Below are 19935 nucleotides of genomic sequence, written 5' to 3'. Positions count from 1 at the left end.
GATCCCTCCGGCCGGCGGGGCGGGTACGGCCGACGCCGGTACCTCGTACGGCCGGCGCGGAACTGAGCTGACACCGGTACCTGATACGGCCGGTGCAGGAAGGAAGACACCATGCCTCAGCCCACCAAGGGCGCCCGCCTCGGCGGCGGCGCCGCGCACCAGAAGCTGATCCTGGCCAACCTGGCCACGTCGCTTTTCGAGCACGGCCGCATCACCACCACCGAGGCCAAGGCACGGCGAGTCCGCCCGCTGGCGGAGAAGCTGATCACCAAGGCCAAGAAGGGCGACCTGCACAACCGTCGCCTGGTGGCCAAGACGATCCGCGACAAGAGCGTTCTGCACGAGCTCTTCACCGAGATCGCGCCGAAGTTCGAGAACCGTCCCGGCGGCTACACCCGCATCACCAAGCTCGGCCCGCGCAAGGGCGACAACGCGCCCATGGCCGTGATCGAGCTGGTGCAGGAGCCGCTGTCGGCGTCCACCGGTTCCCGCGCGGCCGCTCCGGCCGCCGCTGCCGCCCCGGCCCCGGCCGAGGAGGTCGCCGAGCTCCCCGCCGACGACGCGGTGGACGCTCCGGCCGAGGACAAGGTCGACACCGCCAAGGCCGACGCCAAGGCCGACGCCGAGGGCAAGGCCGAGTAAGTCCCGAAAGCATGCAGGTCGTCATGGCTGCTCCCCACCTGGGTGGGGGTGATCCGATCAGCCCCGCGGTCCCGTATCGGAACGGCGGTTGCTCCTCGCGCATGCGGGGGTAGGACGATCCGCATTCTCTGGGCGACATAGACGAGCCCGCCGTCTGTAACGAGACGGCGGGCTCGATCTTTGCCAGACTGAATCCATGGTCAGGTCGGGGGAACGACGATTCGCAGGGGAGCATGTCCGGGGGGTGCCCGATGAGTCGGCGCGCACCGAGACGACTGGACAGAGGCAGCGGCAGTGGACAAGGAACCCCCGGCTGACATGACCGCATTGGTAAGACTCCGGCTCGACATCACCTACGACGGGTCGGACTTCGCGGGCTGGGCTCGCCAGCCGAACCAGCGCACCGTGCAGGGCGTGATCGAGGACGCCCTGGCACGCCTGCTGCGCCTGGACCCGCCGCCGGTGCTCACCGTCGCGGGGCGTACGGACGCGGGGGTGCACGCCCGCGGGCAGGTCGCCCACCTGGTCGTCCCGGTCGCCGCGTACTCCACGGTGAACGGCACCATGCCGCGGCGCCTCGCCGGGCTGCTGCCGCCCGACGTGCGGGTGCGCTCGGTCGTGGTGGCACCCGAGGGCTTCGACGCGCGCTTCTCGGCGCTGTCGCGGCGGTACGTCTACCGGGTCTGTGACGACCCGATCGGCGTGGAGCCGCTGCGCCGCCACGACGTGCTGTGGCACCCGCGCCCGGTGGACCTGGAGCGGATGAACGCCGCGAGCGCGCTATTGCTCGGCGAGCACGACTTCGCCGCGTTCTGCCGCAAGCGCGAGGGCGCGACCACGATCCGGCGGCTGCTGCGGTACGAGTGGGCCCGCGAGGACGAGGACCACCGCATCGCCGCGGCGACCGTGCAGGCCGACGCGTTCTGCCACTCCATGGTGCGCGCGCTGGTCGGTGCGCTGCTGGTCGTCGGCGACGGGCGGCGCGAGATCGAGTGGCCGTCGGAGGTGCTGGCCGCGCGCGTCCGCGACTCGGCGGTGAACGTGGCGCCCGCGCACGGGCTGTCGCTGGAAGAGATCAGCTACCCCGAGGACGAGGGGCTCGCCGAACGCGCCCAGGAGACGCGCCGGGTCCGCACGCTGAACGCCACGGCGGACCCGTCCAGCTGCGCCTCCTAGGCCGTTCTGTCCGCTTCCTCAGTGGGCGCGGGCCTCGATGGGGCGGACGCCGAGATCGACGAACTGCTGTGCGGCGCCCTTGAGCGCCGGGTCGTTGGGCTTGGCCTGCTTGCCGTTGGAGTACTGCGCGTAGGCGTAGATGACGTACCGGCCGCGGGTCGTGCTCAGCGCGTACCCGCCGGCGCGGTCGATGTCCTCGGCGTTCTTGCCGGTCATGCCGCGGAACCACTCGTACTGGGCGGGCTTGCCCGCCTTGCTGAGCCGGTCGGCCGCGCCCTGGTCGGGCATCACGGCCACGCCCGCCGTCACGGCGAGCGAACGGCCCTTGTCGAGGTAGGTGACGCGGACGACGCGGCGGCAGTGCTCGCGCGTCAGCGCCTGGATCATGGCGCCGCTCGCGACGTAGGAGAAGTCCACGTTGAGCGAGTACCTGATCCGGTCGAACGGGCGGCCGCCGACGTTCACGTTCGTGGCCGGGAAGACGTCGGGCACCTTGAGCGGCTTCGGGTCGGTCTTCTCGTTGGAGATGTCCACGGGCGGGGGCGGCGGAGGAGCGGCCGGCCGCGAGGCGGAGGGTGACGCGACCGGTGAGGCCGTGCCGCCCGCCTGCTTGGCCGAGCCGCTGTCGCCCGAGGAACCGGCGATCGCGAACCCTCCGGCGAGGACCACGAAGACCGCGGCGATCCCGCCCGCGATGAGCAGGGCTTTGCGCTTGCCGAGCGTTCCGGGCGGCGGGCCTGTGGGTGCGAGTGCGGTCGAGGGGGAGGACGACGAGGGCGGCGGGGGCGCGTCGATCGGGATGCCGCCGTCGGCGTGGTAGACCGGCGTGATCACGGTTGGCGCGGGCTTCTCGGCCGGTTCCGTACGGTCGTCGGCCGGGGGCTGGGGGTGAGGCCGGGTCTGAGTCCGGGGTCCGTCGGTGGCCTGAGGCTTGTCCACAGGGGCCGGAGCGGAGCTGTCGGCGGGCGGAGTCACTCCCGGCGGCAGGATCGCGTCGGGGAGCAGGACGGGCGCCCCCAGGGGCACGGAGGGCTCGCCGGGCTTCTGGCCGGGCTGTTCCAGGTCCACCACGACCGGGATGCCTTCGGCCCGCGTGATGATCGAGCCCTGGTCGTCGTCGTCCTCGGGCTGTTCTCGTCCTGCTACTTCATCGGCCGAGGGCTTGTCCTCGGCGTCGTCCCGCGGCATGACCGGGATGCCGTCCGGGTCGGTGTCGGGGAAGGCCGGGGTCTGCTGCTGAACGATCGGCTCGGCCGGGACCGCGCGCCTGGAGTCGACGCTGGGAACGCCGATGCCCGCGACCAGCCTGCCGGGTGGCGGCTCGGCCGTTGGAGCACTCTGGTCCGCCTTCTCGCCGGGGCCCGTTCCCGAATCCGTTTCCGAGTCCGGTTCCGAGGTCGAGTCCGAGCCGAAGACGATCGTGTCGGAGTCGTCCTCGGAGTCGTCCTCAGCGGCTTCGGGTGGTCGCTCGGGCTCCGCGTCCTCAGGGGGCTCGACGTCCTCAGGCGGCTCGACGTCCTCGGGCCCCTCGGAGGGCTCGGGCTCGTCGGTTCGCGCGACGTTGACGGAGGCGGCGGGGGGCTCGGGCTCGTCGGTGTCGTCCGAGGATGCCCACCAGGGCTTCTCCAGGCCGAACGGCGAGAAGCCCGCCGTCGCTCCGGCGGACGGGTCGACGCCGAAGCTGGGCGGCGCGGGGGAGACGGGAACGGCGGGCGTCCCCGTCTCTTCCCCGGTGTCCTCAGGTCCAGACATAGGCAAACAGGGTATTAGTGCTGCTCAGTTTCGGAAGGGTTTGCCCTCAGTTTCCCGGTATGCGAGGGCGAAGGTCAGTCCGCTGCCCTTGATGACCTGCTGTCCGAACGCCGAGACCGACGAGTGGTACTTGTCGTCGATCTTCTTGCCGTCCGGGCGCTGTACCCAGGTCATGATCAGGTAGTGGCCGCGGGTCTCGGCGGTGCCGAGGGCCTCGCCCTTGCCGATCTTCTTGGTCGTACCGGTGCCGGGCAGCGGGACCAGGTAGGAGTCCTTGCCATTGGCGATCTTGAGGACGACCTTGGCGGCGTTCTCGCTCCGCAGGTTCAGGACGCCGACCGTGCCGATCAGCTTGCCGTCCTTGCGCGCGTACGTGCCGCGCACGACCTGCGAGCAGCCGGCCTTCTTGAGGATGCTCGCGAGCGACGACCCGCTCACCGCGCCGGTGCAGCTGGTCTGCGCCTTGGCGGCCGTACGGACGTACGGACCGAACTTGCTCTTGGCGAAGATCTCGCCGGCCGTCAGAGCCTTCGGGTCGGTCGTGCGGAGCTTGAGCTTGACGGGGGCCAGGTTGGGCTTGGGCGTCGGGGCGACGCCCTGCTGGCTCTGCTTGGGGGCAGGGGTGCTGCTCTGCGCGGCGGGCTTCTTCTTGGGCGAGTCGTCCTTGAGCATCGCGGACACGCCGAAGCCGCCGCCGATGAGGACCAGCCCGGCGGCCACCGCGCCGCCGATGATCAGGGGAAGGTTGTAGCGGCGCTCGGGCTGGACGGGGCCGTTCTGGCCGCCCGGACCGCCCGGGCCGCCGTGTCCGAAGTCGGAGCCCATCTCGCCGGCGACCGGCGTACCGAACTCGGCGTCGTGGCTCTGGTCGCCGAAGCCGCCGCCCGGACCGCCGCCAGGGCCACCGAAACCGCCGCCGGGGCCGCCGAAGCCGCCCGCGTCGTTCGAACCGCTGAAGTTGCTCGGCTCTCCGAAGCCGTGCTGGTCTCCGAAGGCGTTCGTGTCGCCGGGACCGCCCGAGCCGGGACCGCCGGAACCGCCCGAGCCGGGACCACCCGAGCCGAGGCCGGGGCTGCCGAAGCTGCCCGGTTCGGCGTACGCGCCGGGGGTGGGGGCGCCGAGGATGCTGGTGCTTCCGCCGGGTCCGCCGCGGTCGTCGTCGTACGACGGCTCGTTCGAGAACTGGGAGGCGCCGGGGGAGCCGGAGAAGGCCGCCGGTTCGGCGAAGTCATCTCCCCACGAGGCGGTCGCGCCGCCGGGTCCGCCGAAGGATTCTCCACGCGGAGCGAAGGGGGATTCGTCCTTGTCATCGTCCAGGCCGTACGGTGCCTTGCCGGGCCGTTCTGGTCCGGAACCGTACGGCGCTTGCGGCGACTGCACGGGGGGCCAGCCGCCGGGTTTGCCTTGATCGTCCGGATAACCCATGGCTTGGACCTTACCGTTCCTCTTGCAGGGCTCTGGACCTTCGGAACACCCACCATGACATGGGGGCGAACCGGACGCCCTCCGTTTCGGCAAGCTCGCTGGCCACCGCTACGGAAGGCTCACTTCCAGCCGAAGTCCTGCGTCCACCATGGGCCACCGGCGCCGGAACGCATGCCGACGCCGATCGCGCGGAGCTCGCAGTTGAGGATGTTGGCGCGGTGCCCCGGGCTCTTCATCCAGCCGTCCACGACGTCCGCGGCGGTCGCGTAGCCCTTGGCGATGTTCTCCGCGCCCGGGCTCGGGTAACCGGCGTCCTCCATGCGCTTCCAGGGGCTGTCCCCGTTCAGCGAGGTGTGGTCGAAGTAGTCGTGCAGGGCCATGTCGACCGAGTGGGCCCGCGCGGCCTTGACCAGGCGCTGGTCGATCTTCAACGGCTTGCAGCCCGCTTTGGCGCGTTCCTGGTTGGTGAGGTCCGCCACAAGGGTCTCGGGCGCCGTCGAGCCGGGCGTGGTGTCGCTGCCGTCGCCCGGCTGGTCGGTGGCGCCGGGGGTCGGGGAGTCGGACGGGTCTTCGGGAGGCGCGCCCGGTCCGTGCAGCGGCTTGAGCGGTGGCGTACGGCCGCCGGTCCTGGGCGGGGGCTGGTCGCCGCCGGTCGTACGGGGCTGCCGGCCGGTGTCGGGGCCCGGCGTGATCGGGGCGCTGGACTGCGCGGCGGTCTGCGGCGTCTCGGCCCGCGGGGCAGGGCCGGTCGCGGCGGCCGACTCCGACCGCAGCTGGGGCAGAACGAGGCGGTCGAGCGCTATGCCGGTGACGACCGCCAGGCCGGACGCGCCGACGACGGCGGTGGTGGCGAGGGCGGTCTTGAACGGATTGCGGCGGCGCGGCGCGCCCTTGCCGCGATCCGGGCCACGGCCTCTTCCATAGGGGCCGTTTCCAGTAGGCCTTCCGTGAGGCCCGCCAGAAGGACGACCGCCTGGACCGCTGGTGGTGGGGCGGCCGCCATAGCCGCGGTCGTTGGATCCGTTGGTGTAGCGGTAGCGGCCGTAGCCCAGTGGGGCCTCGGCCCGGAAGTCGGCCGTGGTGCTGTTCTGGGTGCTGTTGCTGCGTTGCGGGGTGCGGCCCCTGGCGCGGCGTCGCCCGGCCGATCGGCCGGAGGCGCGCTCAGGATCGCGACGGGGGGTAGGCAGCGGGGGCTCCCAAGGGGGTGGCCGGCGAAACGGAGCCGGCGCGGGGGTACCGGGTCGGCCGCACCTTATCCCTATAAGCCCCTCAAGTCCCTTGATCCTCACATTAGGACCGGCCGTTGATCGAGTTCCGGTCATTTGGGGCCGAAACGGTTGCGGAGGCAATGAAAATGCCGGTCGGCAGAGGGGTTGGACGGGTGCGTGCGGCGCGGACGGCCCCGGCATCGGATCGGATGGGGCATACTGGAGAGTGGCTGGGAGACTGCCGCAACGGACCGCTTTGACCCATGCCCTTCGGGCTGGGTATCCTGCCAGTTCGTTGTATCTGTCGGTGTGCCCTGCGTACTGAACGCTGTTTCGGGCCCCGGCCTCCCGGAGCGCCGCCTCGGATCATTCGTCTGATCGGCGCGAGCAGGAATTCCGCTCAGAAGTCGACAAGGAACGAAGGCCTACGACCGTGCGCACGTACACCCCTAAGCCCGCTGACGTCCAGCGTCAGTGGTACGTCATCGACGCGACCGATGTCGTGCTCGGCCGTCTCGCCAGTCAGGTCGCTCAGCTGCTGCGGGGGAAGCACAAGCCCATCTACGCGCCGCACCTGGACACCGGTGACTTCGTCGTCATCGTGAACGCCGACAAGGTCGCGCTCTCGGGCAACAAGCTCGAGCAGAAGCGCGCCTACCGGCACTCCGGCTACCCGGGTGGTCTCCGCTCGGTCGCTTACGGCGACCTCATGGAGAAGCACCCCGAGCGGGCGGTGGAGAAGGCCATCAAGGGCATGCTTCCCAAGAACTCCCTCGGCCGGAAGATGTTCGGCAAGGTGAAGGTCTACGCCGGTCCGGAGCACCCGCACCAGGCGCAGAAGCCGATCCCGTTCGAGATCACCCAGGTCAGCCAGATCAAGAAGTAGTCCTGGCGCGGACCCGCTCGACCAGCGGACCCGCACGAGCTGCGGGCCGCAGGATCAGCAGCAGCACGATCTGAACGACCAGCAGGACGTGGCCGCCGGGGCACCCGATCAACGGGATCGGGCCAGCCGCCCTGGCTAGAACACCAAGGAGAACCGTGACCGAGTCCACCGGCGTCGAGACGCCCGCCGAGGGCGTCGAACTCGACTCGTACGAGGACGCCCCCTCGGAGTACACCACCGAGAGCCCGGAGGTCGCGGGTGAGGGCCTTCTCGCCCAGCCCGTCGCGACCGGCCCGGCCGCCGGCACCGGCCGCCGCAAGCAGGCCATCGCCCGAGTCCGGATCATCCCGGGCACCGGCAAGTGGACCATCAACGGCCGCTCGCTCGACCAGTACTTCCCCAACAAGGTGCAGCAGCAGACGGTCAACGAGCCGTTCGTCCTGCTGGGCCTGGAGAACCAGTTCGACGTGATCTGCCGCGTCGGCGGCGGCGGCACCACCGGCCAGGCCGGTGCGCTGCGCCTCGGCATCTCCCGGGCGCTGCAGTTCGCCAACATCGAGCACCGCCCGGCGCTCAAGAAGGCCGGCTTCCTCACCCGTGACGCGCGGGTGCCGGAGCGCAAGAAGGCCGGTCTGAAGAAGGCCCGCAAGGCGCCGCAGTACAGCAAGCGCTGATCGGACGGTACGAGCCGTCGCACCCCGCGATCCCCATGGTCGGTCGAACGCGGGTGCGGCGGCTCGTTCGCGTTTTACCGGCCTTTCCGCATTAGATTTGACCGCGCGGAACGGCCCGGATGCGGAGCGAGAGCGCGTCCACGCCCACACCGCGCGAGTAAACCGACAGAACGCGGGCCCTGCCCCGGCCCGCACGGCACGTGCCTTCTGGGAGTTGAACTGTGGGTCGTCTTTTCGGGACCGATGGCGTACGCGGGTTGGCCAACCGCGATCTGACCGCACCGCTGGCGATGGACCTGTCCGTCGCCGCCGCGCGGGTGCTGGGCGAGGCGGGGGCCTTCCGCGGCCACCGGCCGGTGGCGGTCGTCGGGCGTGACCCGCGCGCCTCCGGCGAGTTCCTCGAGGCCGCGGTGGTGGCCGGGCTGGCGAGCGCGGGCGTGGACGTGCTGCGCCTCGGCGTGCTGCCGACTCCGGCCGTGGCCTACCTCACGCACGCGCTGGACGCCGACCTCGGTGTGATGCTGTCGGCCTCGCACAACCCGGCGCCCGACAACGGGATCAAGTTCTTCGACCGCAGCGGCTACAAGCTGCCGGACGAGATCGAGGACCGCATCGAGGCGAGCCTGGGGACCGAGTGGGAGCCGCCGACCGGCGCCGGGGTGGGCCGCGTCCGCGACGCCCACGGCGCCGTCGAGCAGTACGTGGCGCACCTGATCTCCACGCTGCCGATCTCGCTGGACGGGCTGCGCGTCGTGATCGACTGCGCCAACGGCGCGTCCTCCGACGTCGCCCCCGAGGCGCTGCGCCGCGCGGGCGCCGAGGTGATCACGATCGGCACCGCGCCGGACGGGCTCAACATCAACTCCGGCTGCGGCTCGACGCACCTTGAGGCGCTCCAGGCGGCCGTACGCGAGCACAGCGCGGACGCGGGCATCGCCAACGACGGCGACGCGGACCGCTGCCTGGCCGTGACCGCCGCCGGTGAGGTGGTGGACGGTGACCAGATCATGGCGATCCTGGCCACCGACCTGCGCGAGTCCGGCCGGCTGGCCGCCGGCACGGTCGTCGCGACCGTGATGTCCAACCTGGGCTTCAAGCTCGCCATGAAGGGGACCGGCATCGAGGTCGTCGAGACCGCCGTCGGTGACCGTTACGTGCTGGAGGCCATGAAGGAGCGCGGCTTCAACTTCGGCGGCGAGCAGTCGGGCCACGTCATCATGCTCGACCACGCCACCACGGGCGACGGCGTGCTGACCGGCCTGCACCTGCTGGCCGCCATGGCCCGCCGCGGCCGCCCGCTGGACGAGCTCGCCAAGGTGATGACCCGGCTGCCGCAGGTGCTGATCAACGTCACGGGCGTGGATAAGGCGCGCGCGAAGACCTCGCCGGAGCTGGCCGGCGCCATCCAGGCCGCCGAGGCCGAGCTCGGCGACACCGGCCGCGTCCTCATCCGCCCGAGCGGCACCGAGCCGATGGTCCGCGTGATGGTCGAGGCCGCCGAGCAGGAGCAGGCCCAGGCCGTCGCCGAACGCCTCTCCGAGGTCGTCCGCACCGCCCTGGGCTGACGGCTGAGGGCATATCGGCGGGCGTACCGGCGGAGGGCGCTAGTCCTCCAGGATGTCCAGGCGGCCGACCTTGAGGTGCTTGATCTCGACGGTGCCCGCCTCGAGGTGGTCCACGATCGCCTTCTTGACGACCAGCTTGCCGATGCCGATGGCGCCGATCGCGATCGCGCCGAGGGCCATGGAGCCGAGGGCCACCGAGCCGAAGGCGTTCCCGAAGCGGAGCGTGAAGCCGGTGGCCGAGGCCCCGGTCACCTCGGCGCCGGTCGCGCGGGCGCCGACCCCGCGTTCGGTACGGACGCGGGGGAGGTCGGCCTCCTCCGCGACCGTGTCCGGGCGGACCTGACCGTTCCCCTGCACGGAGTGCTCGTTCTCGTCGCTGCTGCTCATCCAGCCACCCTAAGGCTGATCAGCATTGCTTCAGGAAGTCCTGGAGCGCGTCGTGGTCGGAACGGGTCACCGGCAGGGAGTACTCCTTGGCGATGGCGACGTACTTGATGCCGTAGGTGCACTGGAACGACTTCTGCGGCTTCCACTCGCTCGGGCCCTTGTCGCTCTTCTGGCGGTTGGGCACGCCCCACACCGCGAGCAGGTTGTCGTGGTCGTTGGCGAACTGCTCGCGCCGGTCCTCGCCCCAGTGCGCGGCGCCCATCCGCCAGGCGAGCGCGAGCGGGTAGACGTGGTCGATCTGCACCTCGGACGCGTCGGATTTGGTGAAGTCGATCTTCTTGCCGGTGTACGGGTCGTTCAGGTGCCCGGAGAGCACGATGCACGACCCCTTCTTGTCGACCGGCTTCATGTCGCGCGCGAGCACGTCGTTGCGCTGGTCGCAGCCGTTGTGGTCGGTGTCCTTCCAGCGTTGCCCGAACTTGTCGCGGGCGTAGCCGCTGCCGCTGCCCTCGGAGGCGATGCGCAGGCCGGAGAGGTCCTTGCGTGCGCCGGACGCGTTCTGCCTGCCGTGGGAGGGCGGTTCGGGTGAGGAGCTGGTGTCGCCGAGGCTCACGCTGCCCGAGCAGCCCGTGAGCGCCATCAGGAGCGAGACAGTGAGGATGCCGGTTCCGCCGTCGCGCGCTCTCATGCCGCCACCGTTCTGTTCGTTCTGTTGGACTGATGCCATATGCCCGCTTTGTCGCGCGCAAACGGCCACACATTAGTGGCCTGACCGCCGCGGGGAACGGCGACGCGCCTTAACGCGCTGGTTACGGCAGCATGAGCAGGGTGCTGCACCTTAGAGCGATCGTCCCGGCCGACCGTACCGACCAGGTCTGCGCCGCCCTCGCCGACTGCGCCGGGGCCACCAACGTGGTCGTGATCCCGGGCGCCGCGCGCGAGCCGGAGGGCGACGTGGTCATGAGCGACGTGGCGCGGGAGGCGGCGAACGAGGTCATCGAGGCGCTGCAGGACCTGCGCGTCGACCAGGACGGCGCGATCTCGTTCGAGCAGCTCGACCTGTCGCTGTCGGCCTCGGCCGACCGCGCCGAGGAGGCCGCGCCCGGCTACGGCGACGACGCGGTGGTGTGGGAGGAGCTCGAACGCCGGGTCGAGGACGACTCCCGGCTGTCCTGGGCGTTCCTGGCGTTCCTCGCGCTCGCCACCCAGCTGGCGGGCATCGCGGCGCTCATCGACTCGCCGATCCTGGTGATCGGCGCGATGGTGCTCGGCCCGGAGTTCGCCGCGATCGCCGCCATCTGTTTCGGCCTCATGCTGGGGCGCGGGCGCCTCATCTGGACCGCCGCGCGCAACCTGGTCGTCGGCTTCACCATCGCCATCGTCATCACCTACGTGTGCGCCGAGGTCAGCGAGTGGATCGGCGTGATCGAGCCGGGGATGCTCGACAAGCCGCGCCCGCTCACCGCGTTCATCTACAGCCCGGACCGCTGGTCGTTCATCGTCGCGCTGCTGGCCGGGGTCGCCGGCGTGCTGTCGCTGACCGCCGCCAAGTCCTCGCCGCTGGTCGGCGTCTTCATCTCGGTGACGACCGTTCCGGCCGCGGGCAACCTGGCCGTCGCGCTCGCGCTCGGCTACACCGACGAGATCCGCGGGTCGCTGCTGCAGCTCGCGGTGAACATCGCGGGCATGCTCATCGCGGGCGTCGTGACCCTGCTCGTACAACGGGCGGTGTGGAAGGCCGTACTCCGCAGGAGGGGGAGGGTAGCCCTCAGGCCTAGAACCTGAGGGTGAGGTGTTCAAGCCCGCCAGCCACTAGGTTCGAGGTATGCCGATCATCGCCACCGAGGGGCTGACGATGAGGTTCCCCAGGGTGACCGCCCTGGACGACCTCTCGGTGTCCGTGGAGCCCGGGGTCGTCGGCCTGGTCGGCGCCAACGGCGCCGGCAAGTCGACCCTCATCAAGATCCTCCTGGGCCTGCAACCCCCCACGACGGGCCGGGCCACCGTGCTCGGCCTCGACATCGCCCGCGAGGGCCTGCGGATCCGCGAGAGCGTCGGGTTCATGCCCGAGTACGACTGCCTCCCGCCGGACGTCTCCGCCACCGAGTTCGTCGTGCACATGGCCCGCATGTGCGGGCTGCCGCCGACCGCCGCCCGCGAGCGCGCCGCCGACACCCTGCGGCACGTCGGGCTGTACGAGGAGCGCTACCGGCCCATCGGCGGCTACTCGACCGGCATGAAGCAGCGGGTCAAGCTGGCCCAGGCGCTCGTGCACGACCCGCAGCTGGTCTTCCTGGACGAGCCGACCAACGGCCTGGACCCGGCCGGCCGCGACGAGATGCTCGACCTCATCCGCCGCATCGGCGCCGAGTTCGGCATCAGCGTGCTGGTCACCTCCCACCTGCTCGGCGAGCTGGAACGGGTCTGCGACCACGTCGTCATCATCGACGGCGGCAAGCTGCTGCGCTCGCAGGCCGTCGAGGCCTACACCGAGGCCAGCGGCGTGCTGACCGTCGAGGTCGACGAGGGCCGCGACCTGCTCGGGCAGAAGCTGTTCGACCAGGGCGTCTCCGTACGCCCCGAGGGCCGCTTCCTGGTCGTCGACATCGCCGACGAGGCGACCTACGACCTCATCCGCGACGGCGTCGCCGAGCTGGAGCTGAGGCTGATCCGCCTGGAACAGCGCCGCCACCACATCGAAGAGGTCTTCGCCGCCGCCCCCGCGGGCCCGCCGCCCCCGGGCATGCCGCCCGGACCGCCCTTCGCGGACCAGCCCCCCGGCGCGATGCCCGCCGGACCATCGTTCGCAGGCCAGCCGCCAGGCGCGATGCCCGCAGGCCCACCCGCCGGACCACCCGCCGGACCACCCGCCGGGCCACCTCCCGCCGGGCCGCCGGCCCCGGGACCGCAGGGAGGGGCGCAGTCATGAGCACGAGCACCATCCACGACATCGGCTACCGCCACTACGAGGGGCGGCGGCAGGGACGCGCGTACGTCCTGCGCTCCCTCTTCGTGCACAACCTGCGCGCCGCGTACGGCCTGGGCAGGCCCGCCCGCGCCAAGGTGATGCCGTTCCTGGTCGCGGCCATCATGCTGGTGCCCGCGGCGGGCAGCGTGGCCGCCGTCGGGATCGCCAAGCAGCCCGACGCGCTGATCCGCTACTCCTCGTACGCCAACCTGCTGCAGGTGATCGTCGCGATCTTCCTGGCGGCGCAGGCCCCGGTGCTGGCGTCCCGCGAGATCCGCTTCCACGTCGTGCCGCTCTACTTCTCCCGGCCGGTCGACCACCTGGACTTCGTGCTCGCCAAGCTCGGCGCGATGGCGAGCGCGCTCTTCGCGCTGCTCGCCGTGCCGATCACGGTCCTGTACGTCGGCGGCCTGGTCTCCAAGGTGCCCGACTCCGGAAAGCAGCTGCTGCACTACCTCGGCGCCCTGGTCGGCTGCGTCATCTACGCACTCGTCCTGTCCGCGATCGGCCTGGTCGTCGCCGCGTTCACCCCCCGCCGCGGCCTCGGCGTCGCAGCGGTCATCGCCGTCTACATGCTGAGCACCACCGTCGTCGCGATCGTGCAGGGCATCGCCGAGAACCAGGCGAACAACTTCACGCTCTCCGGCTGGGCCGGGCTGTTCTCACCGTTCAACCTCGTCGACATCGTGCAGGTGCGGCTGCTCGGCGCGGAGCTGTCCTCGCCCGCCGCCCCGTCCGGCGTCGTCGGCGGCATCGTGGCGCTGGCGTTCTGCGCGGTCATCGTGCTCGGCGCGACCGCCGTCCTCTACCGCAGGTTCCGGAAGGCGGGTCTGTCGTGAGCGTCCTGCAGCTGGAGAACGTGTCCCGCTGGTACGGCAACGTCGTCGCGGTCAACGGGGTCTCGATGAACATCGGCCCCGGCGTCACGGGCCTCCTCGGCCCGAACGGCGCCGGCAAGTCGACCCTCATCCACATGATGGGCGGCTTCCTGGCGCCCTCCTCCGGCACCGCCACCCTCGACGGCGAGCCCCTCTGGCAGAACCCCGAGATCTACCGCAAGCTCGGCCTGGTCCCCGAGCGCGAGACGGCCTACGACTTTCTGACCGGCGAGCAGTTCATCCTCGCCATGGCCAAGCTCCACAAGCTGCCCGACCCGAACGCCGCCGCCAAGCGCGCCATCGCCGCCGTCGAGATGGAGTACGCCCAGGACCGCACGATCGGCAACTACTCCAAGGGCATGAAGCAGCGCATCAAGATGGCCTCCGCCCTGGTCCACGACCCGCCCGTGCTCCTCCTGGACGAGCCGTTCAACGGCATGGACCCGCGCCAGCGCCTCCAGCTGATGGACCTCATCCGGCAGATGGCAGCCGAGGGCCGCACGATCCTGTTCAGCTCGCACATCCTCGAAGAGGTCGAGCGCCTGGCCAGCCAGATCGAGGTCATCGTCGCGGGCCGCCACGCCGCCTCCGGCGACTTCCGCGAGATCCGCCGCCTGATGACCGACCGCCCCCACCTCTTCCTCGTCCGTTCCACCGACGACCGCAAGCTCGCCGCCGCGATCATCGCCGACGGCTCGGCCGGCAGCGTGCAGCTGACCGACAAGGGCCTGAAGATCGAGGCGACCGACTTCCAGCGCTTCACCTGGCTGCTCCCGCAGGTGGCCCGCGACTCCAAGGTCCGCCTCTTCGAGGTCTCCCCGGCCGACGAGAGCCTCGAGAGCGTCTTCTCCTACCTGGTGGCCAAATGAACCCGACCATCGCGATGATCACGTTCCGGGCCATGCTCGGGCGGCGGCGCGCGCTCCTGCTGCTCGGCCTGCCGCTCATCCTGCTGGTGCTGGCCGCCGCGCTGCGCATCACCGACTACCACGACCTGGACACCTCGGCGAACGTCCTGCAGCGCTTCGGGCTGGCGACGCTGCTGCCGCTGCTGGCCCTGATCGCCGGGACCGGCGTGATCGGGCCCGAGATCGACGACGGCCAGATCATGTACATCCTGACCAAGCCGATCCCGCGCCCGGTCATCGTGATGACCAAGCTCGCGGTCGCCTACGTGCTGGTGATCCTGTTCGCGGTGATCCCCGTGCTGCTGACCGGGATCATCATGGCGGGCAACACCGCGCAGATCACCTCGGCATTCACCATCGGCGTCCTCGTCGGCGGGGCCACCTACAGCGCCATCTTCGTCGCCCTGGCCGTCGTCAGCAGGAACGCCGTCGCGATCGGCCTGCTGTACGTCCTGGTCTGGGAGATCCTGCTCGGCAACTTCGCCCCGGGCGCCAAGTCCGCGTCCGTGCAGCAGTGGGCCCTCTCGGTCACCGACGCCCTCACCGAGGCCAGCCCGGTCAAGTCCACGGTCGACCTCCCCGTGGCCATCGGTCTCCTGGTCCTGGTGACGGCTTTGGGCGCCTCGTTCGCCTCGATGCGCCTCCGCAGCCTCTCGGTCGCCAGCGCCGAGTGATCGTCAGCCCGGGTCGATGAGGGTGCGGTCGCCGTCGGGTTCGTAGACGATCACGCGGACGACCGGGAGGCGGGTGAGCTGGGGGCTCTTGCCGTGGACGGAGGGGCCCGTCGCGATCAGGAGGGTGCCGGAGCCGTCGCGGCGGCGGGCTTCCTGTTCGCCCAGCTCGCCGACGACCTTGAGGGCGGCGATGCCGGGGCCCGCGGCGGCGATGACGTGCCAGCGGGAGGATGAACGCCACCAGACCGTGCCCGCTATGGCGTCGGCGGCCGAGGCGTAGTCGCTGTTGGTGGTGCCGCCGCCGGTGAGGACGCGGCCGTCCTCGCCGATGAGGAACGCGGTCCCGGTCGTTCCCCAGGGGACGGAGACGTCGATCGAGGTGAGGGTCGCGCGGCCGCCGTCGTCGGGGAGGTCGCCGGACCAGAGGCGGCCCACGCGCAGGTCGCCGACGTCGCTGAGGGACGTCACGGACTCGCAGGCGACCGCGCGGATGGTGGCCCACTGGCCTGGTTCGCCGGTGAAGCCGGTGCCCTCGCGGTGCGGGTCGGGGTCGCGGAACCAGATCAGCGGGGTGCCGGACTCGGGGGTGGGGCTGGCGAACAGGGTGATCTTGCGCGGCGGGAGCGGGGCCGGGCGGTACTGCATCTGGAAGACCATGTACGTCTGGCAGTCGGGGTCGAACCAGCGCCAGGGCAGCCGGTCGGTGACGCCGTCGCGGACGCCGACCGGGTGCCAGTACGGCTTGGAGAGCAGGGGCAGCGCGGCGGAGATGTCGCTGATCCAGGGCGGCACGAGGTAACGCCAGGTGGTGCCGATCATGATGAACTGGCCGCTGTCGATGCCGAGGCCGCGGATCGACTCCACGCCGCGGGAGAGGCGGCGTTCGAAGTACTGGGCGACCATCGGGCTGTCGCGGGTGCCGGGGGCGTCGTGCATGATCACGACGGTGGCGTCGTCGACGTTCCCCGCGTACATGATCGAGACCGGGCCGAGCGGCGGGTCGCGGCGGTCGTTGCGCCAGGCCTGGGCGGCGCGGCGGAGGAGGGCGCGGTCGCCGCGCTGGGCGCCCTGGGTCGGCCAGTCATTGAGGGACGGGGCGTAGCCGCGGCGCCAGACGTTGGCGGCGACGGTGACCGGGTCGCCTGCCTTGCCGCTGGTGGTGTAGCGGCCGTACGAGAGGAAGCTCACGATCGCTACAGCCACGATCGCAAGGACGATGGCCGTCCGGCCGCGCCTGGAGAGGGCCGGCGGCGGGCGGAGCCGTACGAGGGTCGGGTCGAAGGCGCGGAGTTCGGCGCGCTGGGCTTGTGCGTCCAGGTCGGTGGCGGCGTCGATGTCCTGGAGCGTGCGGTCGACGTCCCACGCGTTCACCAGGAGGTGGTCGGCCAGTTCGGCGGCGGCCTCGGGGGCGGTGAGGTCCTCCAGGCGGCAGAGGAGGTAGACCAGGCGTTCGTGGTGGGAGAGGCGCCTGACCTGCTCGCGTACGGGGCCGGGCTCGTCGGGCGCGGGCTCGAAGAACAGCGGGCCTGGGCGGTGGCGGGGCGCGGTGGTGAGGATGTCGACGATCAGCCGGTGCCGCAGGCGGGCGTACGCGGGGGAGTTGGTGGCGCGGGCCGCCTGGCGTACGGCATGGCGAGCGGTCGTCAGGAGGTCGGCGGCGGGGGTGCGGCCATCGTCCAGCGCCAGATAGGCCAGCCGCACGAGATCGGCGTACTGGCGTCGCATGGTCATCAGGACGGCCGCTCGCACCGAGCTCACCTCCACGCTGCCTGACTCGATTGTGAACGCGCCGGATAACGGCACGGGATCGATCAGGTGCGTGAACGTTCTGAACGGCGGCCTCAGATGCGGCGGAGGCGCATCTTCTCTACGGCGTGGTCGCGGCCCTTGTGGAGGACCAGGGTGGCGCGGGCGCGGGTCGGGAGGATGTTGGAGACCAGGTTGATCTCGTTGACGTCCCGCCAGACGCGCTGGGCGAACGCGGCGGCCTCGTCCTCGTCGAGCTGGGCGTACTTGTGGAAGTAGGAGCGGGGGTCGGCGAACGCGGTGCGGCGCAGGGCGAACAGGCGCTCCACGTACCACTGGCGGATGTCCTCGACCCGGGCGTCCACGTAGATCGAGAAGTCGAAGAAGTCCGACACGCCGAGGGAGCCGGCGGGCGGGGCCTGGAGGACGTTCAGACCCTCGACGATCAGGATGTCGGGGCGGCGGACGGTCTGGCGGGCCCCGGGGACGATGTCGTACTCCAGGTGGGAGTAGATCGGGATGGACACCTCCTCCGCCCCCGCCTTGATCTCCGAGACGAAGCGGACCAACGCCCGGCGGTCGTAGGACTCCGGGAAGCCCTTGCGGTCCATGATCCCGCGTTCGGCCAGGACGGCGTTCGGGTGCAGGAAGCTGTCGGTGGTGACCAGCTCCACGCTCGGGTGCTCGGGCCAGCGCGCCAGCAGGGTCCGCAGCAGGCGGGACGTGGTGGACTTGCCGACCGCGACGCTGCCCGCCACGCCGATGATGAACGGGGTCGGCTGGACGGGCTCGCCCAGGAACCCGCTGACGGTGTCCCGCAGGCCCCCGTCGGAGAGGAAGAAGAGGTTCAGCAGCCGCGAAAGCGGCAGGTAGACCTCTTCGACCTCGGTGATGTCGATCGGGTCCTTGAGGCCGCGCAGGGCGTCCAGTTCCCCGTGCGTCAGGGGCAGCGGGGTGTTCTCGCGGAGCGCCCGCCAGGCGTCGCGCGAGAGTTCCACATAAGGGCTCGGCACGCTGTCCCATCCGCTCGTCATGGGGTGAACAGTAACCAGTGGTGCAGTCGTTTCTGGGAGTTTGCTGAGCGTCAACGCTATAGCCACCCGCCTACGACGCTTGCAGGTAGGTCCCGGGTCACGGGAGCTAATAGGCTTGCCGCCATGTGTGGAATCGTGGGTTACGTCGGTTCGAAGCCGGCGGTGGACGTCGTGGTCGACGGCCTGGCGCGGCTGGAATACCGCGGCTACGACTCGGCCGGGGTGGCCCTGCTAGCGGACGGCGAGCTGGCGACGGCCAAACGCGCGGGCAAGCTGGTCAACCTGCGCAACGCCCTGGCGGAGGAGCCTCCACCGGCGGGCAGCACGCTCGGCATGGGGCACACCCGCTGGGCGACGCACGGGGCGCCGAACGACCGCAACGCCCACCCCCACACCGGCTGCGGCGGCACCGTCGCGGTGATCCACAACGGGATCATCGAGAACTTCGCCGCCCTGCGTGCCGAGCTGGAGGAGCGGGGCCACGAGCTGGTGTCCGACACCGACACCGAGGCCGTGGCGCACCTCCTGGAGGAGGAGATCAAGGACGGCGCCGCGCTGCCCGAGGCGCTGCGGCGGGTCTGCCGCCGCCTGGAGGGCGCGTTCACGCTGGTGGCGATGGAGGCCGGGGACCCCGACACGGTCGTGGGCGCCCGCCGCAACTCGCCGCTGGTGGTCGGGCTCGGCGAGGGCGAGAACTTCCTGGCCAGCGACGTCTCCGCGTTCATCGCGCACACCCGCAACGCCATGGAGCTCGGCCAGGACCAGGTCGTGGAGCTGCGCCGGGACGGCGTGACGGTCACCGACTTCGACGGCAAGCCCGCCGAGGTCAAGGAGTACCACGTCGACTGGGACGTGTCGGCCGCCGAGAAGGGCGGCTACGACTACTTCATGCTGAAGGAGATCGCCGAGCAGCCGCGGGCGGTCGCCGACACCCTCCTCGGCCGGATCGGCACCGACGGGCGCCTCACCCTCGACGAGATGCGGATCACCGACGAGGAGCTCCGCGAGGTCGACAAGATCATCATCGTGGCGTGCGGCACGTCGTACCACGCGGGCCTGATCGCCAAGTACGCCATCGAGCACTGGGCCGGGCTGCCCTGCGAGGTCGAGCTGGCCAGCGAGTTCCGCTACCGGGACCCGATCCTCAGCCGCACCACGCTGGTGATCGCGATCTCCCAGTCGGGCGAGACGATGGACGCGCTGATGGCCGTCCGGCACGCCCGCGAGCAGCACGCCAAGCTGCTCGGCATCTGCAACGTGAACGGCTCCACGCTGCCGCGCGAGTGCGACGGCGTGCTCTACACCCACGCCGGGCCGGAGATCGCGGTCGCCTCCACCAAGGCGTTCCTCACCCAGCTCGTCGCGGTCTACCTGATCGCGCTCTACCTGGCCCAGGTCCGCGGGACCAAGTGGGGCGACGAGGTCTTCGCCATGGTCCAGCTGCTCGCGGCGATGCCGGAGAAGGTGGAGAAGGTCCTGGAGACCATGGAGCCGGTGCGCGAGCTGGCCCGGTCGCTGGCGGGCGAGAAGAGTGTGCTGTTCCTCGGCCGCCACGTGGGCTTCCCGGTGGCGCTGGAGGGCGCGCTGAAGCTCAAGGAACTGGCGTACATGCACGCCGAGGGCTTCGCCGCCGGTGAGCTGAAGCACGGCCCGATCGCGCTGATCGAGGAGGGCCTGCCGGTCATCGTGGTCGTCCCGCCGCGCGCCCGTGACGTCCTGCACGACAAGATCGTCTCCAACATCCAGGAGATCCGCGCCCGCGGCGCCCGCACCATCGTGATCGCCGAGGACGGCGACACCTCCGTCGCCCCGTACGCCGACACCCTGATCAGCGTCCCCGCCGTACCGACGCTGCTGCAGCCCCTGGTGACCACCGTTCCGCTGCAGGTGTTCGCGTGCGAACTGGCCACCGCCAAGGGCCACGACGTCGACCAGCCCCGCAACCTCGCCAAGTCCGTCACGGTCGAATAGGCCCAGTCGCCCGGCTCGCCGGGTCCGCCCGATCCGTCACG

General features: G+C 71.0%; 18 protein-coding genes. 11 read left to right on the top strand and 7 right to left on the bottom strand.

From position 1 onward, the window contains the following. The first annotated feature begins 111 nt into the window (after positions 1-111). Together rplQ and truA are read left to right on the top strand one after the other, a co-directional pair. Positions 112-642 (top strand): 50S ribosomal protein L17, encoded by a 531-nt coding sequence (gene rplQ, locus J4573_RS34570; protein ID WP_208260141.1) that lies wholly within the window; start codon positions 112-114, stop codon positions 640-642. Positions 643-960: 318 nt separating this feature from the next. Further along, positions 961-1818, top strand: coding sequence for a tRNA pseudouridine(38-40) synthase TruA (truA, locus tag J4573_RS34565; protein ID WP_208260140.1), 858 nt, complete (start codon positions 961-963; stop codon positions 1816-1818). An 18-nt stretch (positions 1819-1836) separates the two neighbouring features. On the opposite strand, the gene J4573_RS34560 is transcribed toward truA, so the two are convergent. The 3 genes from J4573_RS34560 to J4573_RS34550 all read right to left on the bottom strand — a co-directional run bounded on the left by J4573_RS34560 (position 1837) and on the right by J4573_RS34550 (position 6284). Continuing rightward, positions 1837-3570, bottom strand: coding sequence for a hypothetical protein (locus tag J4573_RS34560; RefSeq protein ID WP_208260139.1), 1734 nt, complete (start codon positions 3568-3570; stop codon positions 1837-1839). A gap of 24 nt (positions 3571-3594) precedes the next feature. Further along, positions 3595-4995 (bottom strand): hypothetical protein, encoded by a 1401-nt coding sequence (locus J4573_RS55580; RefSeq protein ID WP_208260138.1) that lies wholly within the window; start codon positions 4993-4995, stop codon positions 3595-3597. A gap of 119 nt (positions 4996-5114) precedes the next feature. Further along, complete coding sequence (locus J4573_RS34550) at positions 5115-6284, bottom strand: CAP domain-containing protein (RefSeq protein WP_208260137.1); 1170 nt, start codon at positions 6282-6284, stop codon at positions 5115-5117. Between the two features lie 352 nt (positions 6285-6636). Between J4573_RS34550 and rplM the strand changes: the two genes are divergently transcribed. The 3 genes from rplM to glmM all read left to right on the top strand — a co-directional run bounded on the left by rplM (position 6637) and on the right by glmM (position 9328). After that, positions 6637-7089, top strand: a complete 453-nt coding sequence (gene rplM / locus J4573_RS34545; RefSeq protein WP_208260136.1) for a 50S ribosomal protein L13 — start codon at positions 6637-6639, stop codon at positions 7087-7089. 155 nt (positions 7090-7244) lie between these two features. Then, complete coding sequence (gene rpsI / locus J4573_RS34540; RefSeq protein ID WP_208260135.1) at positions 7245-7763, top strand: 30S ribosomal protein S9; 519 nt, start codon at positions 7245-7247, stop codon at positions 7761-7763. 221 nt (positions 7764-7984) lie between these two features. After that, positions 7985-9328, top strand: coding sequence for a phosphoglucosamine mutase (gene glmM / locus J4573_RS34535; RefSeq protein WP_208260134.1), 1344 nt, complete (start codon positions 7985-7987; stop codon positions 9326-9328). 39 nt (positions 9329-9367) lie between these two features. Here the strand turns inward: glmM and J4573_RS34530 are convergent, their stop codons facing one another. After that, positions 9368-9715: a hypothetical protein gene (locus J4573_RS34530; protein ID WP_243773996.1), complete on the bottom strand. Its 348-nt coding sequence runs from the start codon at positions 9713-9715 to the stop codon at positions 9368-9370. 19 nt (positions 9716-9734) lie between these two features. Further along, positions 9735-10403, bottom strand: a complete 669-nt coding sequence (locus tag J4573_RS34525; RefSeq protein ID WP_243773995.1) for an HNH endonuclease family protein — start codon at positions 10401-10403, stop codon at positions 9735-9737. A gap of 140 nt (positions 10404-10543) precedes the next feature. Here J4573_RS34525 and J4573_RS34520 point away from each other — a divergent pair, with 140 nt between their 5' ends. From J4573_RS34520 to J4573_RS34500, 5 genes are read left to right on the top strand one after another with little or no spacing between them, the layout of a single operon-like run. Then, positions 10544-11500, top strand: coding sequence for a DUF389 domain-containing protein (locus J4573_RS34520; RefSeq protein ID WP_208260133.1), 957 nt, complete (start codon positions 10544-10546; stop codon positions 11498-11500). Positions 11501-11540: 40 nt separating this feature from the next. Continuing rightward, positions 11541-12644, top strand: a complete 1104-nt coding sequence (locus tag J4573_RS55575) for an ABC transporter ATP-binding protein (protein WP_208260132.1) — start codon at positions 11541-11543, stop codon at positions 12642-12644. Beyond that, entirely contained in the window at positions 12641-13522 is an 882-nt protein-coding gene (locus tag J4573_RS34510) for an ABC transporter permease (protein WP_208260130.1), read from the top strand. Before J4573_RS55575 ends, J4573_RS34510 begins: the two co-directional genes overlap by 4 nt. Then, positions 13519-14430: an ABC transporter ATP-binding protein gene (locus J4573_RS34505; RefSeq protein WP_208260129.1), complete on the top strand. Its 912-nt coding sequence runs from the start codon at positions 13519-13521 to the stop codon at positions 14428-14430. Before J4573_RS34510 ends, J4573_RS34505 begins: the two co-directional genes overlap by 4 nt. Next, a complete protein-coding gene (locus J4573_RS34500; RefSeq protein WP_208260127.1) occupies positions 14427-15143 on the top strand; it encodes an ABC transporter permease in 717 nt (238 codons plus the stop codon). Before J4573_RS34505 ends, J4573_RS34500 begins: the two co-directional genes overlap by 4 nt. A 3-nt stretch (positions 15144-15146) precedes the next feature. Here J4573_RS34500 and J4573_RS34495 read toward each other — a convergent pair whose 3' ends face one another. Both J4573_RS34495 and coaA read right to left on the bottom strand, forming a co-directional pair. Further along, positions 15147-16892 carry an RNA polymerase sigma factor gene (locus tag J4573_RS34495; protein WP_208260126.1) on the bottom strand — a complete coding sequence of 582 codons (1746 nt, stop codon included), beginning with the start codon at positions 16890-16892 and terminating at the stop codon, positions 15147-15149. A 92-nt stretch (positions 16893-16984) separates the two neighbouring features. Beyond that, positions 16985-17923 carry a type I pantothenate kinase gene (gene coaA / locus J4573_RS34490; protein ID WP_208260125.1) on the bottom strand — a complete coding sequence of 313 codons (939 nt, stop codon included), beginning with the start codon at positions 17921-17923 and terminating at the stop codon, positions 16985-16987. Positions 17924-18046: 123 nt separating this feature from the next. Here coaA and glmS point away from each other — a divergent pair, with 123 nt between their 5' ends. Beyond that, complete coding sequence (gene glmS / locus J4573_RS34485; protein ID WP_208260124.1) at positions 18047-19894, top strand: glutamine--fructose-6-phosphate transaminase (isomerizing); 1848 nt, start codon at positions 18047-18049, stop codon at positions 19892-19894. Positions 19895-19935: the final 41 nt, after the last annotated feature.

Source organism: Actinomadura barringtoniae (genome assembly GCF_017573505.1).
Lineage (GTDB): Bacteria > Actinomycetota > Actinomycetes > Streptosporangiales > Streptosporangiaceae > Spirillospora > Spirillospora barringtoniae.
This window is presented reverse-complemented; position numbering and strand designations above follow the sequence as displayed.

Bases quoted from the DNA above. Each gene is read 5' to 3' on its own strand.
- rplQ (WP_208260141.1), top strand. From the start codon at position 112: ATGCCTCAGCCCACCAAGGGCGCCCGCCTCGGCGGCGGCGCCGCGCAC.
- truA (WP_208260140.1), top strand. From the start codon at position 961: ATGACCGCATTGGTAAGACTCCGGCTCGACATCACCTACGACGGGTCG.
- J4573_RS34560 (WP_208260139.1), bottom strand. From the start codon at position 3,570: ATGTCTGGACCTGAGGACACCGGGGAAGAGACGGGGACGCCCGCCGTT.
- J4573_RS55580 (WP_208260138.1), bottom strand. From the start codon at position 4,995: ATGGGTTATCCGGACGATCAAGGCAAACCCGGCGGCTGGCCCCCCGTG.
- J4573_RS34530 (WP_243773996.1), bottom strand. From the start codon at position 9,715: ATGAGCAGCAGCGACGAGAACGAGCACTCCGTGCAGGGGAACGGTCAG.
- J4573_RS34525 (WP_243773995.1), bottom strand. From the start codon at position 10,403: ATGAGAGCGCGCGACGGCGGAACCGGCATCCTCACTGTCTCGCTCCTG.
- J4573_RS55575 (WP_208260132.1), top strand. From the start codon at position 11,541: ATGCCGATCATCGCCACCGAGGGGCTGACGATGAGGTTCCCCAGGGTG.
- J4573_RS34510 (WP_208260130.1), top strand. From the start codon at position 12,641: ATGAGCACGAGCACCATCCACGACATCGGCTACCGCCACTACGAGGGG.
- J4573_RS34500 (WP_208260127.1), top strand. From the start codon at position 14,427: ATGAACCCGACCATCGCGATGATCACGTTCCGGGCCATGCTCGGGCGG.
- coaA (WP_208260125.1), bottom strand. From the start codon at position 17,923: ATGACGAGCGGATGGGACAGCGTGCCGAGCCCTTATGTGGAACTCTCG.
- glmS (WP_208260124.1), top strand. From the start codon at position 18,047: ATGTGTGGAATCGTGGGTTACGTCGGTTCGAAGCCGGCGGTGGACGTC.